This window comes from Klebsiella sp. DY2415, from assembly GCF_026314315.1.
GTDB lineage: Bacteria > Pseudomonadota > Gammaproteobacteria > Enterobacterales > Enterobacteriaceae > Klebsiella > Klebsiella ornithinolytica.
Map to the genome: position 1 here is coordinate 178959 of NZ_CP111115.1, position 15556 is coordinate 194514.

13 protein-coding genes are annotated in these 15556 nt (G+C 58.5%); 3 read left to right on the plus strand and 10 right to left on the minus strand.

The features are described from left to right. Positions 1-30: 30 nt before the first annotated feature. On the plus strand, positions 31-1419 hold the full coding sequence (gene selA, locus OQV00_RS00865; RefSeq protein ID WP_266279689.1) for an L-seryl-tRNA(Sec) selenium transferase: 1389 nt from the start codon (positions 31-33) through the stop codon (positions 1417-1419). Then, positions 1416-3257 carry a selenocysteine-specific translation elongation factor gene (selB, locus tag OQV00_RS00870; protein WP_152292503.1) on the plus strand — a complete coding sequence of 614 codons (1842 nt, stop codon included), beginning with the start codon at positions 1416-1418 and terminating at the stop codon, positions 3255-3257. Before selA ends, selB begins: the two co-directional genes overlap by 4 nt. Positions 3258-3383: 126 nt before the next feature. Here the strand turns inward: selB and OQV00_RS00875 are convergent, their stop codons facing one another. Both OQV00_RS00875 and OQV00_RS00880 read right to left on the minus strand, forming a co-directional pair. Then, positions 3384-5345, minus strand: a complete 1962-nt coding sequence (locus tag OQV00_RS00875) for a glycoside hydrolase family 127 protein (RefSeq protein ID WP_004868869.1) — start codon at positions 5343-5345, stop codon at positions 3384-3386. Between the two features lie 10 nt (positions 5346-5355). Next, positions 5356-6756 (minus strand): MFS transporter, encoded by a 1401-nt coding sequence (locus OQV00_RS00880; protein ID WP_004868866.1) that lies wholly within the window; start codon positions 6754-6756, stop codon positions 5356-5358. 252 nt (positions 6757-7008) lie between these two features. On the opposite strand from OQV00_RS00880, the gene OQV00_RS00885 reads away from it, so the two are divergent. Further along, positions 7009-7824 carry a helix-turn-helix domain-containing protein gene (locus tag OQV00_RS00885; RefSeq protein WP_266279692.1) on the plus strand — a complete coding sequence of 272 codons (816 nt, stop codon included), beginning with the start codon at positions 7009-7011 and terminating at the stop codon, positions 7822-7824. A 42-nt stretch (positions 7825-7866) separates the two neighbouring features. Here the strand turns inward: OQV00_RS00885 and araD are convergent, their stop codons facing one another. Genes araD through yiaK form a run of 8 tightly spaced genes read right to left on the minus strand, consistent with a single transcriptional unit; the run spans position 7867 to position 15455 of the window. Then, entirely contained in the window at positions 7867-8565 is a 699-nt protein-coding gene (gene araD / locus OQV00_RS00890; RefSeq protein ID WP_004868864.1) for an L-ribulose-5-phosphate 4-epimerase, read from the minus strand. After that, positions 8559-9419 (minus strand): L-ribulose-5-phosphate 3-epimerase, encoded by an 861-nt coding sequence (locus tag OQV00_RS00895; RefSeq protein WP_004868862.1) that lies wholly within the window; start codon positions 9417-9419, stop codon positions 8559-8561. The genes araD and OQV00_RS00895 overlap by 7 nt, the downstream gene beginning before the upstream one ends. Continuing rightward, positions 9412-10074 (minus strand): 3-keto-L-gulonate-6-phosphate decarboxylase UlaD, encoded by a 663-nt coding sequence (gene ulaD, locus OQV00_RS00900; protein ID WP_071359838.1) that lies wholly within the window; start codon positions 10072-10074, stop codon positions 9412-9414. The genes OQV00_RS00895 and ulaD overlap by 8 nt, the downstream gene beginning before the upstream one ends. Next, positions 10071-11576, minus strand: coding sequence for an FGGY-family carbohydrate kinase (locus tag OQV00_RS00905; protein WP_266279695.1), 1506 nt, complete (start codon positions 11574-11576; stop codon positions 10071-10073). The genes ulaD and OQV00_RS00905 overlap by 4 nt, the downstream gene beginning before the upstream one ends. 47 nt (positions 11577-11623) lie before the next feature. Beyond that, positions 11624-12943 carry an MFS transporter gene (locus OQV00_RS00910; RefSeq protein WP_088402348.1) on the minus strand — a complete coding sequence of 440 codons (1320 nt, stop codon included), beginning with the start codon at positions 12941-12943 and terminating at the stop codon, positions 11624-11626. Positions 12944-12996: 53 nt separating this feature from the next. Continuing rightward, complete coding sequence (locus OQV00_RS00915) at positions 12997-13932, minus strand: DUF4862 family protein (protein ID WP_044350498.1); 936 nt, start codon at positions 13930-13932, stop codon at positions 12997-12999. Positions 13933-13977: 45 nt separating this feature from the next. Next, entirely contained in the window at positions 13978-14445 is a 468-nt protein-coding gene (locus tag OQV00_RS00920; RefSeq protein ID WP_004868849.1) for a NanQ anomerase/TabA/YiaL family protein, read from the minus strand. A gap of 11 nt (positions 14446-14456) precedes the next feature. Continuing rightward, positions 14457-15455 carry a 3-dehydro-L-gulonate 2-dehydrogenase gene (yiaK, locus tag OQV00_RS00925; RefSeq protein WP_004868847.1) on the minus strand — a complete coding sequence of 333 codons (999 nt, stop codon included), beginning with the start codon at positions 15453-15455 and terminating at the stop codon, positions 14457-14459. Between the last annotated feature and the right edge of the window lie 101 nt (positions 15456-15556).

A 15556-nucleotide genomic window follows, 5' to 3' on the forward strand; every position in this document is an offset into this window, starting at 1 on the left:
GGGGTAAATAACTTACCGCCAGGTCCATTCATGACTACCGATATTCGTGCGCTTTACACCCGGCTGCCGGCCACCGACCGTTTGCTTCGCGATCCCGCTTTTTCTGCTGTGCTGGCCCGCTATGGCCATGCTCAGGTGGTGGCGCTGTTGCGCCAGATGCTGGAGGAGGCGCGGGAATACATTCGTCAGCAGCAGGCGCTGCCGGCCTGGTGCGATGACTGGCCGCAGGAAACCGGGCGACGGCTGGCGCAAACGCTGCAAAGCGCGCTGCGCCCGGTGTTCAATCTCACCGGCACGGTGCTGCATACCAACCTGGGGCGCGCAATTCAGGCAGAAGCGGCGGTTGACGCAGTTGCACAGGCGATGCGTGCGCCGGTCACGCTGGAGTACAGCCTGGATGATGCCGGGCGCGGCCACCGCGATCGGGCGCTGGCGGAGCTGCTGTGCCGCATAACCGGCGCGGAAGATGCCTGCATCGTCAACAATAACGCTGCGGCGGTGCTGCTGATGCTGGCGGCCACCGCCGGCGGTAAAGAAGTGGTGCTCTCGCGCGGCGAGCTGGTGGAGATCGGCGGTGCATTCCGTATTCCCGATGTGATGCGCCAGGCGGGTTGTATCCTGCATGAAGTCGGCACCACCAACCGCACCCATGCGAAAGATTATCGTCAGGCCGTGAATGAGAATACCGGGCTGTTGATGAAGGTCCATACCAGCAATTACAGCATCGAGGGCTTCACGACGGCCGTCGATGAGGCCGGACTGGCGGCGATTGGCCGCGAAACGGGGATTCCGGTGGTGGCTGATTTGGGCAGTGGTTCGCTGGTTGACCTGAGCCAGTATGGTCTGCCGAAAGAGCCGATGCCGCAGGAGATGATCGCGGCGGGAGTCAGTCTGGTGAGCTTCTCCGGCGATAAGCTGCTGGGTGGTCCGCAGGCGGGGATTATCGTTGGTGAGAAGGCGATGATTGCCCGTCTGCAGCAGCACCCGCTTAAGCGCGCGCTGCGAGCGGATAAAATGACCCTTGCCGCGCTGGAAGCCACTCTGCGGCTCTATCTGCATCCGGAAACGCTGGCCGATCGGCTGCCCACCCTGCGCCTGCTGACCCGCACGGCGGAGGCGATTCAGGCGCAGGGGTTGCGCCTGCAGCCGTTGCTGGCCGCGCACTACACGCAGTTTGAGGTGCGGGTGGAGCCATGTCAGTCGCAAATTGGCAGCGGTTCGCTACCGGTAGACCGTCTGCCTGGGGCGGCGCTGACCTTTACGCCGCGCGATGGTCGTGGTAGTCAGCTGGAGGCGCTGGCGGCCCGTTGGCGCGGGCTGACGATCCCGGTTATCGGACGGATTTACGATGGGCGTCTGTGGCTGGACTTGCGCTGTCTTGAAGATGAACCCCGGTTTATGGAGATGTTATTACAATGATTATTGCCACCGCCGGACATGTTGACCACGGTAAAACAACGCTGCTGCAGGCGATTACCGGCGTTAATGCTGACCGCCTGCCGGAAGAGAAATCACGCGGGATGACGATCGATCTGGGGTACGCCTACTGGCCGCAGCCCGACGGTCGCGTGCTGGGGTTTATCGATGTGCCTGGCCACGAAAAGTTTTTGTCTAACATGCTGGCGGGCGTGGGTGGCATTGACCACGCGCTGCTGGTGGTGGCCTGCGATGATGGCGTGATGGCGCAGACCCGCGAGCATCTGGCCATCCTGCAGCTGACGGGAAAGCCGTCGCTGACCATCGCGCTGACCAAAGCGGACCGCGTCGAGGCGCAGCGCGTTGAAGAGGTGCGTGGCGACGTGACGGCGGTGCTGGCAGAATTTGGTTTTACCGACGCCACGTTGTTTGCCACCGCGGCCACTGAAAACCAGGGGATCGCCGAACTGCGCGAGCATTTACTGCAGCTGTCCGCCCGTGCGCACCCGCAGCACCAGCGTTTTCGCCTGGCGATCGACCGGGCCTTTACGGTTAAAGGTGCCGGGCTGGTGGTGACCGGAACGGCGCTGTCGGGAGAGGTCAATGTGGGTGATACGCTGTGGCTGACAGGGGTCGATAAACCGATGCGCGTGCGCGGTCTGCACGCCCAGAACCAGGCCGTCGGGCAGGCCTGGGCAGGCCAGCGTATCGCCCTGAATATTGTTGGCGATGCGCAAAAAGAGGCGCTGAATCGCGGCGACTGGCTGCTCTCGGTGCGGCCGCCGGAGGCTTCTGAACGGGTGATCGTTGAGTTGCAGTGCCACACGCCGTTGACGCAATGGCAATCTTTGCATATCCATCATGCCGCCAGCCATATTACCGGACGCGTATCGCTGCTGGAGGGGGATCTCGCCGAACTGGTACTCGATACTCCGCTGTGGCTGGCAGATAACGACCGCCTGGTGCTGCGCGATATCTCCGCTCGCGTTACCCTGGCGGGTGCCCGCGTGGTGACGCTAAATCCGCCGCGGCGCGGCAAGCGTAAGCCTGAATATTTACAATGGCTGGCGGCGTTAGCCGCGTCGCAGGGGGATGATGCTCAGGCGCTGGATATTCATCTGCAACGCGATGCCGTCCGTCTCGATGATTTTGCCTGGGCGCGCCAGCTCAGCGATGAAGGCCTGAACGTGTTGATTAACCGCCCGGATTACCTGCAGGCGGGCAACAGTCTGCTCAGCGCTCCGCTGGCCGCGCGCTGGCAGCGCAAGCTGCTTGATGCCCTGGCGCGCTACCACGATCAGCATCGCGACGAGCCTGGACCGGGCCGCGAACGTCTGCGGCGTATTGCGCTGCCGATGGAGGACGAAGCGCTGGTACTGCTGCTGATTGAGCAGATGCGCGCCAGCGGGACTATCGATAGCCATCACGGATGGTTACATCTGCCGGAACACAAAGCGGGCTTTACCGAAGAACAGCAGAGCATCTGGCTGCGGGTTGCCGACCTGTTTGCCGACGAGCCCTGGTGGGTACGTGACCTGGCGAAAGAGGCGGGCGTTGAAGAGGCGCTGATGCGCGCGGTGCTGCGTCAGGCGGCGCAGCAGGGGATGATTACCGCGATCGTCAAAGATCGTTATTACCGCAACGATCGGATCGTGGCCTTTGCCAGAATGATCCGCGAACTGGATCTGGCTCGTGGATCCACCTGTGCGGCCGATTTCCGCGATACCCTGAACGTCGGGCGCAAGCTGGCGATTCAGATTCTTGAATATTTCGACCGGATTGGCTTTACCCGCCGACGTGGCAACGACCATATCCTGCGTGATAAGGCACTGTTCCTGTAGCCAGGGAAATCCCGGAGGCGGTGCTTGACCCGCCTGTCCGGGCTACCAGACCGACCCGGTAGCCCGCTCAGCGCAGCGCTACCGGGAAATCTGAATCCGCCAGTGGTTCAGCGACAACCTTCGCGCTTATTCCTCTGCTTCTTTTACCCAAATGCGCATCTCGCCTTCGCCACGGTTGGCCCAGCTAAACCACGGAATAAAGGTCAGGGTCTGCGGCTGGCGGGTTGTCGGCGCACGATCATAATGCCATAGCGCCTGCTGGCCGGCGTCTTCCGCTGTCTGCTTATAACCTGGCGCCTGCAGGATCACCTTGTGGGCAAAAATCCCTTTCCCTTCAAAGGCGCTGAACCCGGCGTTGCGCGGCAGCTGCAGGTTATGCAATTGCTCGCCGTTATCCGCCTGCTCCAGGCAGTACACTAGCGGACCGCGCTGGACAGCGACCTGGCCGGCCTGATGACGCACCAGCGGATTACCGTAAAGGCGGCGCACCGGCATCGGCAGCGTTAACAGAAGCGTGTCGCCTTCCTGCCAGCGATGGCTAATATGCAGATACCCCTTGCGTACATCCTGGGCCACTGGCTTGCCGTTGAGCGTCACCTGCGGGTTATCGCACCAGTCCGGCAGGCGCAGCGCCAGGGTGTGATTGATCGGCGTCGGTGAGTCGACAGCTATCTTCACCTGCTCCTGCCACGGATAGTTACCGCTGATCCGCAGGCGCAGGGTTTCATCACCCACCGGGATCTCCGCGCTGTTACCCACGTACAGGTTGATGTACAGCGCATCCTGATGCGGCGTGTAGATATAGTGCCCCAGCGAGGTCAGTACGCGGGCTATGTTTGGCGGGCAGCAGGCGCAGCCAAACCAGCGTTGACGCACCGGCTTCACGTGGTCATAGATATGGTTGAATTTTAACGATGTCGGGTGCACTTCCAGCGGGTTAACGTAAAAGAAGTGTTTACCATCCAGCGCCATCCCGCCCAGCACGGTGTTATACAGCGCACGCTCCATCACATCGGCATACTGGCTGTCGGCTTCCATCTCCAGCATCCGACGGGCAAACATCATCAGTCCGATAGACGCGCAGCTTTCCGCGTAGACCGTGTCGTTTGGTAGGTCATAGTCGCTGCTGAAGGCTTCGCCGCTGCTCTGCGAACCAATGCCGCCGGTAATATACAGCTGGCGCTGAGCCATATTGTTCCACAGGCGCAGGCAGTCCTGACGTTTGCCCTCGTCCTGACTTAAGCGGGCGAGATGGGCGACGCCGGTCATCAGGTAGACAAAACGTACCGCATGGCCGATGGCGACAGGCTGTTCGGAAATCGGCTGGTGCGCCTGGCTGTAGGGCTTATCCATCACCATCCAGGCCGGGCCGTAGGTATTCCAGTAGGAGGTTTTGCCACGCTTTTCATATTCGATATCGTAAAAGTGCGGCTGCGTGCCGCGCTCTTCAACGAAATAGTTCACCAGCGCCAGATAACGCGGCTCCTGGGTAATGTCGTACAGGCGCATTAACGCCAGCTCGATCTCCGGGTGGCCAGGGTAGCCGTGCAGCTGGTTGTCGCCGGGGCCGAACACGTTGTCGATATGATCGGCAAGACGGCAAACGACCTCCAGAAGGCGGCGTTTGCCGGTGGCCTGGAAGAAGGCGACGCCCGCTTCAATCATGTGGCCCGCGCAGTACAGCTCATGACATTCTGCAAGGTTAGTCCAGCGTTCCGCCGGGGCTTTGACCGTGAAGTAGGTGTTCAGGTAGCCATCTTCGCACTGGGCGGCCGCCACCAGTTCAATCACCTCGTCAGCGGTTTTTTCCAGTTCGGCGTCCGGCTTCTGACATAGCGACCAGGCAACGGCTTCCAGCCATTTAGCCACGTCGCTGTCCTGAAAGACCATGCCGTAAAATTCTCCTTCCTGCTGCCCTGCGGCAATCCGGAAGTTTTCGATTGCATGGCTCGGATCCGCCTCGGCAATACGGTCGTTTAGCGCATCCCATTGATACGGGATCACCACATCGCGCACCAGCTGCTGGTACTGGCCGAGGAACGGGTCGTTGATTTTCAGTTTGTGCAGATCGACTTCCATAACAGACATAACGGACTCCTTAAGACTGGACGTGACGCGTGCGCAGGTCGCTGGCAATGCGCGCCATCATAGGATTATTAAGCTTGCAGGCGCGAATGGTGAAGGCCAGCAGCAGGTGGAACAGGGCCGGCAACAGGGTCTCCATGCTGGAGATGCCGGCCAGCGATGATGCGGTTTGGTTTTCCGCGCCCGGCTGATAGGCCACATAGATAAACACCAGGCTGATAATGCCGGCGCTGGAGGCCCATGCCAGCTTGATGAAGAACAGGTTAAAGGCGAAGTTCATGCCGGAAGAGCGCACGCCGGTTTTCCATTCACCGTAATCGTCGGAGAAGGCCATCAGCGAGAAGTGCAGCGGCAGGGTGAAGCCGAGAATGATGCCGTTACTGAGGATCACCACCAGCCATAAGGTCTGGTAGGCCGGGCCGGTCGGTAAAAACCACATCGCGAAGGCGATCGCGGCTAACACCAGGTTGGTGTAGTAATAGAGTTTGACGGTATCAAAGCGGCGCGACAGCAGGTTGATAATCACCGAGCCGCCAATCGAGGCGAAGGTCACCATGGTGAAGAACAGCGAGGTATAGCCGGTCGAGCCGCCCAACACGTAGGTGATGAAGTACATGTAGCCGCCGCCGCGGATATTAAAGACGTTGATCAGCAGGAACGACATCACCAGCATCAGCAACAGCTGGTCATTCTGGCGCAGTCCGGCGATATGTTCGCGCAGGGTGAATTTCCCCATCATGTCCAACGAGACGCGTTCGCGAACCCAGAAGAAGCAGCACAGGAACATCACCACCGCAATGGCGCAGAGTACGCCGACGCCATACTGATAGCCCTGTGCGGTGTTGCCCTGACCGAGCGCCTTCACCAGCCACGGCAGCCCAACGGATACAAGGAATCCTGCCACGCCGCACAAGACAAAACGCCACGCCTGGCACGAGATCACTTCGCTGTGGCGCGTGGTCATAGTGTTAATCAGCGCGCAGTAGGGCACGTTAATCGCGGTATAGCTCACCGACAGCAGCAGATACGTGCCGAAAGCCCAGGCGATTTTTACGCCCATACCGGCATCCGGCACGGTAAAGGTCAGTACGCCGATAATGCCGATGGGCAACGCTATCCATAGCTGCCACGGGCGAAAGCGTCCCCAGCGGCTTTGGGTGCGGTCGGCCAACACGCCCATGATCGGGTCGGAGATGGCGTCAAACACGCGCAGTGCCAGGAATAGCGTCCCGACCAGCGCCGGCGTCAGTCCAAACACGTCGGTATAGAAGAAAGTTAAAAAGTTCATGATCAGGCAGGTAATGACCGTCCCGCCCGCATCGCCCAGGCCGTAACCGATTTTTTCACGGAGCGTGAGGGAATCGTCCTGAGTGCGTTGTGCTAAATCACTTGTGGTAATCGGAGCCGAAGTCATAAATAACTCCCGGAGATGATGTGCGGAATAATATCCCGCTGAAGTGCGGGCTTTTATTTGTCATTTGCAAAGTACGTTATTTATTCTGCACTAAATACCTGGGCTAACAAGGGAAGGGAAAAGTATAAAAAGGTGACGATTCCGACTTCATGATAAAAGTGTGATTGCGATCCTGAATCATGCTGTTTTATCGTGAATAATCAAAGGTAAAGCGAATATCTGGTGATGCAAATAGCGGAGATTTTCATATCTATGCTTGAATTATCCATGTCTTTACCGATTAAAGTCCAAAATGGCGGGTTATTTATTTCTCGCGGTATTGGTAGCCATCCGGCACGACAGCTTCGTTCCTGGGAAATTATCTTCGTTGAAAAAGGGACATTAACGATTCGCGAAGATAACGAGGTATTTAGCGTGAATGCCGGGGAAAGTTTGCTGCTGTGGCCAGAGCGCTTGCATGTCGGGGTAGGGCAATTTCCGGCGGATTTAAAATTCTACTGGCTGCATTTCGAAGTGGTAGCAGACGAGGCCGCCTCGCCGCCCGAAGCGCTGCTGGCGGTGCCCCAGCACATGCGGGTGAGTGAGCCGCAATATATTATCTCCCTGTTCAGGCAATTCTTGCACGAACAGGAAAATATTCATCGTAGCGTCGCGCTGGAGCTGATCCTGCTGCTGATTTTGCAGCAGATTGCGGCGGCGGCCAGCGAACAGCCTGCCGATAGTCCCGGCACCGCGCTGGCCTGGAAAGCGCAGCAAATCATCCTCACCCGGTTTCATCTGCCCATTTCTGCCTCCACGCTGGCGAAGGAGCTGCACTGCAACGCGGACTACCTCGGGCGCGTCTATCGCCATGCTTTCAGGCTGACGCTAACCGAAGCGCTGCATCGCCAGCGGGTGAGGGCGGCGGAAAAGCTGCTGATCAGCGATTCGCTGTCATTGACCGACGTGGCGTCGAAATGCGGGTTTAATGATGTGGGCTATTTCCGCAAAATTTTCCGCAAGCACACCGGTCTGACCCCGGCGGCATGGAAGCGTCGCTACTGTAAGGAGCACGTGAATTCGGCGTAGGAACGGCCTCCTCCGGGCGGAGAAGGCGCGGTGGTAGGGTGGTCAGTTTTGCCCGTAATAGGCATTGGCGCCGTGTTTACGCAAATAGTGTTTATCGAGCAGTTCAGACTGCATATCAGGCAGTTGCGGGGCCAGCTGGCGCGAGAACAGCCCCATGTAAGCGCACTCCTCCAGCACCACCGCGTTATGCACGGCATCGGCGGCATCTTTGCCCCAGGCAAACGGGCCGTGTGAGTGGACGAGGACCGCCGGAATTTGCGCCGGATCCAGCCCGCGCTCTTCAAAGGTTTTAATGATCACTTCGCCGGTCTGATATTCGTATTCGCCGTTAATTTCGTCCACGGTCATCAGACGGGTACAGGGAATGGCGCCGTAGAAATAGTCGGCATGGGTGGTGCCCCATGCCGGCAGGTCAATGCCCGCCTGCGACCAGATCGTCGCGTGGCGGGAATGGGTGTGCACGATCCCGCCGATCTGCGGATAGCGGCGATAGAGCGCCAGATGGGTCGGGGTATCGGACGACGGTTTTTTGCTGCCTTCAACGACCTTGCCGCTGGCTAACTCCACCACCACCATATCGTCGGCGGTCATTACCGTATATTCGACACCGGAAGGTTTGATGACCATCAGCGTGCGCGTGTCATCGACCGCGCTGACGTTGCCCCAGGTAAACGTCACCAGCTGGTGGGCCGGCAGCGCCAGGTTGGCAGCCAGGACCTCGGCTTTGAGTTGTTCTAACATGTAAATCCTCCTTCCTGCATCCGCGATTCAATCCAGCGACGTGCCTGGATAATTTCCAGCACCGGTTCGCTGGCTTTCTCCGTCCACATTTCAATCAGAAACGATCCGCGATAGTTCAGTTCGTGCAGGGTTTTGAAAATGCCAACAAAATCGACACAACCTTCGCCAAACGGCACGTCACGAAACTGTCCGGGACTGTGCGCGGTGACCGGCTGGGTATCTTTCAGGTGGATGGCGGCGATGCGATCGATACCCAGTTTGAGTTCGGCGGCCACGTCGTTGCCCCAGGCGCTGAGGTTGCCGACGTCCGGATAAACGGTGAACCATGGGGAAGAGAGCATCTCATCCCACGCTTTCCACTTGCTGATGGAGTTCATAAAGGCGGTATCCATGATCTCCACCGCCAGCATCACCTGTGCAGCTGCGGCCTGTTCCACTGCCCACGCCAGCCCTTCGGCAAAGCGCTGGCGGGTGCCTTCATCGTGCTCCTCGTAGTAGACGTCATAGCCCGCCAGTTGAATGGTGCGGATGCCCAGATCGCGCGCCAGACGGATGGCTTTGGTCATGATCTCCCGCGCCCGCTGGCGGATGGACTCATCGCGGCTGCCAAAGGGGAAGCGGCGGTGGGCGGAGAGGCACATCGACGGAATGGCTACTCCGGTCTCCAGCATGGCGGTCACCAGCGAGGCGCGCTGAGCGGGGCTCCAGTCGAGGCGTGACAGGCGTTCGTCAGTCTCATCTACCGACATTTCGACAAAATCAAACCCGCAGCTTTTTGCCAGCACCAGCCGCTCCGGCCAGCTGAGATCTTTGGCCAGCGCTTTCTCATAGATACCTAACGGATGATTACGCATGCTGTTCTCCCCAGATGGCGTCAATCTGTGCGTGGAATTCGGCGGCAACCTGTGCCGGGTGGGCGGCGCCTGATAATGCACGTCCGGCAATAAACGCTTTAACGTTAATATCACGGAACAGCGCCAGGTCAGCGGGGGTGATCCCGCCGGTAATCGACAGTTCGAGGCCAATATCCGACAGCGCCTTCATGCGCGTCAGATCGGCGTCACCCCACTGTTGCCCGCTGGCCTGGGCGTCGCGTCCGCGGTGGTAGATCGCCTGACGAACCCCGGTGCGATACCAGCCACGGGCATCCTCCAGCGTCCAGTTGCCGAACAGCTCCATCTGAATTTCTCCGCCGCAGGCCTGCGCCACGGCGTGGCCTTTCTCTACCGTGGCGAGCGGGGCGGCGCAGATGATAGTCATCCAGTTGGCGCCGGCGTTAAACGCCTGCTGTGCGAGGGTTTCGCCGGCATCGGCCACCTTCCAGTCGGCGACGATAATTTTGTCCGGACACTGGGCGCGCAGGGCGGTCACCGCGCGCAGCCCTTCGGCAAGGCACAGGATCGTGCCGGCTTCGACGATATCGACGTGGTCCTGTAACAGGGCGACATCGTGCTGTGCCGCCTGAAGATGGGTATGGTCGAGCGCCAGTTGCAGTAATGGACGGCTCATAGTGCGTGCTCCTTAATGCGGGCGTGATAGCCCTGCAGTGCCTGAATCAAATGTTGGTATTGCTGGTATTTGTGCTGGTAACGCGTGTGCGCGGCCATGTCGGGCTGCAGCGTGCGTACCGGATGTTGTAAATCGTGCTGGGCGTCTTGGAAGGTGCGGTAGACGCCTGTCCCGACGCGGGCGGCAAGCGCCGCGCCGAAGCACCCGGTCTCCTCGACCTGCGGCAATTCGATGCACAGACCGCTGACGTCGGCCAGCATCTGCATCCAGACGTCAGAGTGCGCCGGGCCGCCGGTGACGCGCAGGGCGTGAACATCGGTAAAGCGTTCACGCATGCGGTTCAGGTGGGTCATATGGCTGAAGACCACTCCTTCGTAGACCGCCTGCAGCAGATGGGCGCGGGTGTGCAGCGCCTGCAGGCCGTAAAACCCGCAGGTCATCTCCAGCCCGGCGTTGCTGCCATAGAGAAACGGCAGGAAAAAGAGCTGGCCGTCGGCTTTCGGCAGCCCGGCGACGGCCCGGTTGATCTCATCGAAAGAGAGGTCGCCCCATTGGGCCGTGAACCATTCAAGATTGCCGGAAGAGGTTGGGCTGGCTTCATGAACGATGTACTGCCCGTCATTGACGTAGCGACCGTAGACGTAAGGGTGGGCCTCGTGATTGCGCAGGCCGTGGGTTATTCCACTGGTCACCGCCCAGGTCCCCATTACCGCATTGAGGGTAAACTCATCTTCGATACCCGCGCAGAGTGCGGTGGAAACCACATCAAACAGACCGCCGACGACGGGAGTTCCCGCCGCCAGACCGGTGATAGCGGCTGCCTGAGCGGTGATTTCCCCGCATATTTCTGCTGAACCGACGATGGGCGGTAAGGCGTTATCGATTTCACTGATGCCCAGCCAGCGGGTCAGCTGTGGGTCGTACTGGCCGGTTGCCATGTTGTAGAGGTTGGACTCGGAGATGTTGCTCTCCTCGCAGCCTTTAACGCCGGTTAAGCACCAGCGCAGGTAGTCGTGGCCCATCATGACGCTGCCGATTTGCGCGTAACGCTGAGGTTCATGCTCTTTTACCCAGCGCAGCAGCGAGGCCGGATGCCCGGTCCACAACGTCTGGCGGGTGACCGGATACAGCTGCTCAGGGATGCCGTCCTGCTGCCAGCGCTGGACGATATCCAGCGCCCGGCGATCGGAGGAGAGCATGGCATTGCCCAGTGGCCGATCCTGTTTATCCAGGAGAAACAGCCCCTTGCCCTGCGCCGAAATACCGATCCCGGAAATCTGTTCGCCCACGACGCCGGTGCGTTGTAGTAGCCCGGCAATGGTCGCCACGCACTGTTGCCAGAGCTGGTGCATGTCGCGTTCGGCATAGCCCGGCAGGGGCGACGCCGTCTGCAGCGATTGCCGATGAATGCCATGCTCATGACCTTTGGCGTCATATAAACCGGCTTTCAGATAGGTACCACCGCAGTCGATACCGAGCCAGAAGGTCTTTTTCTCACTCATCTTTGCATTCTCTTTGTTGCCGGGAGGCGCAGACCCCCCGGCAGGGGTTACGCCGCGTGTTTACGTGGGCTCATCGTCTTTACCGGGGCTGCGCCGGTATCGCATTTCGACGGCAGCAGAAGGGCCATCAGCGCAGCCAGCGCCAGGGAGATCGCCAGGCAGTAAACGCCGGCGTCTTTGCTGTAAAGGGTGATCAGTACGCCCACCGCGTAGGGGCCGCAGAAGCCACCGAGGTTGCCGAGGGCGTTGATGACGCCACGGGCGCCGCCGGCCATTTCAGCGCTGAACAAGCGGGCCGGAATGGTCCAGAACACCCCCGCCGCGGACTGCAGGAAGAAGCCACAACCCACCAGCGCGGCATAGGCCAGCCAGACGTTGTTTTTCAACGCCACCGACAGGAACATGCACAGGGCAAAGCCAACCAGCGGCAGGCAGACGAACAGTTTGCGTTTTCCGGTACGGTCAGAGAGGGAAGAGAACAGGAACATCCCGGCAATCGCCCCGATGTACGGCAGGATAGCGAGCATCCCAACCTGCCCCATGCTGCTGTGCGTCAGCTCTTTGAGAATGGTGGGGAGCCACAGGGTGTAGCCGTAAATACCGGTCTGATAGAAGAAATTCAGGGCGATCAGTTGCCACATGGTTCTGTCGGCCAGTACAGCGCTGAGAGACGCATTTTTGACGGTGGTTCCGGCGATGGCGCGTTGTTCGGCGGCGAGGGTATCGACCAGGTAGCGCTTTTCGGCTTCAGAAATCCACCGGGCTTCCTGCGGACGGTCGTAGACGGTATAGGCCCACAGGGCTAATACCACCACTGAGAGCAAGCCTTCAATAATGAACAGCCAGCGCCAGTCGAGGATGGTAATGATCCATCCGGAGAGCGGGGCGGTGATAATGCCGGCAATCGGGACAAACATAATCACAATCGCGTTGGCGCGGCCACGTTCAGCATCCGGGAACCAGTTGCTGATCATCGTCAGCACCACGGGCAGCATGCCCCCTTCGGCGACACCCAGTAAGAAACGCAGGACCAGCAGCTGATACTGGTTGGTGATTAACCCGGTCAGGACCGAAATGACCGCCCAGGCGACCAGCGACCAACCAATAAACTTCTTGCCGCTGCCGTGGACCGCGATTTTCCCGCCCGGCACCTGTAAAAACAGATAGCCGATAAAGAATATCCCGCCCGCAAGCCCTGCCATGGTGGCGGAAATACCGAGTTCGGCATCCATCCCGCCGGGCATAGCAAAGGCAATGTTGACCCGGTCCATATAGGAAATAATACACGCGATAAGAATAGGGGGAATAATTCTTAACCAGCGTTGGCGCGGAATATCCGCGGTTGTAGCGTAAGAGGAAGTGTTCATATTAATCTCGTGTTTAAAGTAACTGACGTTGCGATTAAATTGACGCTTTATATTTATTGTTGGGCTATGTTTAACGCGTTAATGCCATCGCGTAATATGGCTATGCGATGATTCGCATCAGCATTCTCATCAATTTCCAGTAACTTAATACCGGCAAACTGTAATTTTGCTGAATCAGCCACATTAAATAATTCTTTGGCGTGCGCCGCCGTTAACAGGCTGTGCGGGCAGAACGGGGCGAACGGTGTGTGCAGGTCAGTCCATTCGCCATACGGCCCTTCGGTCGCGGTGCCAGAGAACATCAGCGCCCCCAGTTTTCCTGCGGCATGTACCGCCTGAGCGTGCGTCAGCGGCAGGGCGGCGTTACGCCCTTCAATCGCCGACCGCGCCCAGTTGATACAGATATCAATGCGGTAACCTGCCAGGACCTCCAGCACGTTTTCCAGCGGCAAAAAGCCTTTGCGTGGCGCCGGCTGGTTCATGGCATCACAATGTTCCAGTACGAGTGAGCATGACCAGTCCCAGGCCGCAATCTCTTTGATTGAGCGGGCGAAAGCATCGGTTGCCTGCTCTACGTTCGCATTGCCTGCAAGCGGCGCTGCCTGCAGTTCCAGGGCGATCACCTTGCCAGCAAAACGTTTGTTTAGCGCATTGATTTTGTTGTGTAAATGACGATGGAATTCGATGCATGCCAGGCGCTGTTCTTCATCGCTGGAGGCCAGGCCGAAAGCCGTGTTGCCGCCGCCACGGCGACGCATGGTTTCCGGGATGGCAGTCACCACCATCTGCCACTCCTGCGGCGTATGCTGGAGCAACCACTCATCGCCATAGGGGTGAAAGTTCTCATGACATGGCTGCTCGAGCCCACGGATGTGGGGCGTGTCCGCGAGTAAGCGCCAGAATTCCGTCTCTTCTTGTTCGCTCTTTTGGTGAAATGAGGGCGCACAAGGGTATGCGCCGATGATATAACCGGCGTCATTTCTTTCCATTTTTCACTCCTTTTATTTATCGTCGTGCGACAAATAAATTACGGATTAATCTAAAGCGGAAATAGCAACTTTAACCACTATTTTCCTGATTGCCGTTGCCCGGTGTTTATTACAGGCTGGTCGGTGAACATCCTGCGGGAAAAATATGGCGTAGTTCCCCGGCCTCATTTCTATTAACGATTCATTTTCGCTGTGGTGATAGAAAATAATATCCCGCTGCTCAAGTAATTCTTCACTGACGACATTATTGCCGGTATCGATAGCAACACCGATCTGCTCTTCACCGGAATATAAAAACTGGATATCCAGGTAGCGGCGGTGTACTTCCGGGCGCAATTCATCGTGCGGGCGGGTGGTCAGGTCGAGGATCTGCGCGAAGATCGTGCGCCCCTCGATTTCGACCACCCCGGTCTCCAGCTTGCTGAAGTCCGTGGTGCGCAAAAAATCCAGTGCTTTTTCAATCGCCGCCGGGTACCGGCAGGCGTTGGGTTGGGAAATATGTCCATAAATCATGATGATATTCCTTACAGCGCTTTGATTTTTGCCCACACGCTGTCATCAACGGTGATGCCGTTGCGGCGGTTCTCTTCCAGCAGACGGGAAAACTCATGACCGGGCAGACGGACCGGCACGTTTTCGTCGGCACGTTCGGCGCTGGTGATGTAATCCATGATGCGTTGCAGCTTGGCGTCGCGAGTGGCTCCGTCGATCAGCTTGTCCACTTCGATAGCGATAAAGACTTGCGAAATGTTGAATTCGTCACTGTTGTCTTCAGTTACTGCAGCAACGGAAGCGCCATCGGAGAGCAGGGTGGCGATCATGTCCAGCACAATGGAGAGGCCTGAACCTTTCCAGTAGCCCATCGGCAGAATACGGCGGTTTTTCTCGATGGGTGCCGGGTCTTTGGTCAGGTTGCCTTCGTCATCGAATCCGCCGTCAACCGGCAGCTGGCGGCCCGCCAGACGGTTCACTTCCAGCATGCCGTAGGAGAACATCGACATTGACATGTCCACCATGGTGATCGGCGTCGACGGAATAGCGACGATCAGTGGGTTCGTCCCGATGCGGCACTCTTTGGCGCCCCACGGCGGCATCACGGCAATGGAGTTGGTCCAGCAGATACCGATGTAGCCTTTTTCCGCCGCCTGCCAGCCGTAGCTGCCGCCGCGCATCCAGTGGTTGGCGTTGCGTACCGCAACCAGACCAATACCGTGGTCAGAAGCCAGTTCAATAGCCCGATCCATCATTTTTTTCGCCGTCAGGTTACCGATTGAACGCTGGGCATCCCACTGCTCAATTGCCCCCAATGAAGCGGTACGTTTTGGCAGGGCCTCCGGGATGATATCGCCGTTTTCCAGCTGCTGAATAAAGCGCGGGAAACGGTTTACGCCGTGTGAATAGACCCCTGACTCGGTGGTGCGAGCGAACATTTCTGCACAGGCATCGGCAGTTTCAGCCGCCACGCCGCGTGCCAGCAGGACACGGGTAAACTCATTTTTAAGGTCAGAAAAACTCAATAACATACGTTTTCTCCATTACATCTTATGTTTCACATAGTGGAATGTGGTTCCACTAAATAGTGTCGGGTTGCAAAAACACGCCGGCAGGACCGGTGCGTGTCGGT

Bases quoted from the DNA above. Each gene is read 5' to 3' on its own strand.
- selA (WP_266279689.1), top strand. From the start codon at position 31: ATGACTACCGATATTCGTGCGCTTTACACCCGGCTGCCGGCCACCGAC.
- selB (WP_152292503.1), top strand. From the start codon at position 1,416: ATGATTATTGCCACCGCCGGACATGTTGACCACGGTAAAACAACGCTG.
- OQV00_RS00875 (WP_004868869.1), bottom strand. From the start codon at position 5,345: ATGTCTGTTATGGAAGTCGATCTGCACAAACTGAAAATCAACGACCCG.
- OQV00_RS00880 (WP_004868866.1), bottom strand. From the start codon at position 6,756: ATGACTTCGGCTCCGATTACCACAAGTGATTTAGCACAACGCACTCAG.
- OQV00_RS00885 (WP_266279692.1), top strand. From the start codon at position 7,009: ATGCTTGAATTATCCATGTCTTTACCGATTAAAGTCCAAAATGGCGGG.
- araD (WP_004868864.1), bottom strand. From the start codon at position 8,565: ATGTTAGAACAACTCAAAGCCGAGGTCCTGGCTGCCAACCTGGCGCTG.
- OQV00_RS00895 (WP_004868862.1), bottom strand. From the start codon at position 9,419: ATGCGTAATCATCCGTTAGGTATCTATGAGAAAGCGCTGGCCAAAGAT.
- ulaD (WP_071359838.1), bottom strand. From the start codon at position 10,074: ATGAGCCGTCCATTACTGCAACTGGCGCTCGACCATACCCATCTTCAG.
- OQV00_RS00905 (WP_266279695.1), bottom strand. From the start codon at position 11,576: ATGAGTGAGAAAAAGACCTTCTGGCTCGGTATCGACTGCGGTGGTACC.
- OQV00_RS00910 (WP_088402348.1), bottom strand. From the start codon at position 12,943: ATGAACACTTCCTCTTACGCTACAACCGCGGATATTCCGCGCCAACGC.
- OQV00_RS00915 (WP_044350498.1), bottom strand. From the start codon at position 13,932: ATGGAAAGAAATGACGCCGGTTATATCATCGGCGCATACCCTTGTGCG.
- OQV00_RS00920 (WP_004868849.1), bottom strand. From the start codon at position 14,445: ATGATTTATGGACATATTTCCCAACCCAACGCCTGCCGGTACCCGGCG.
- yiaK (WP_004868847.1), bottom strand. From the start codon at position 15,455: ATGTTATTGAGTTTTTCTGACCTTAAAAATGAGTTTACCCGTGTCCTG.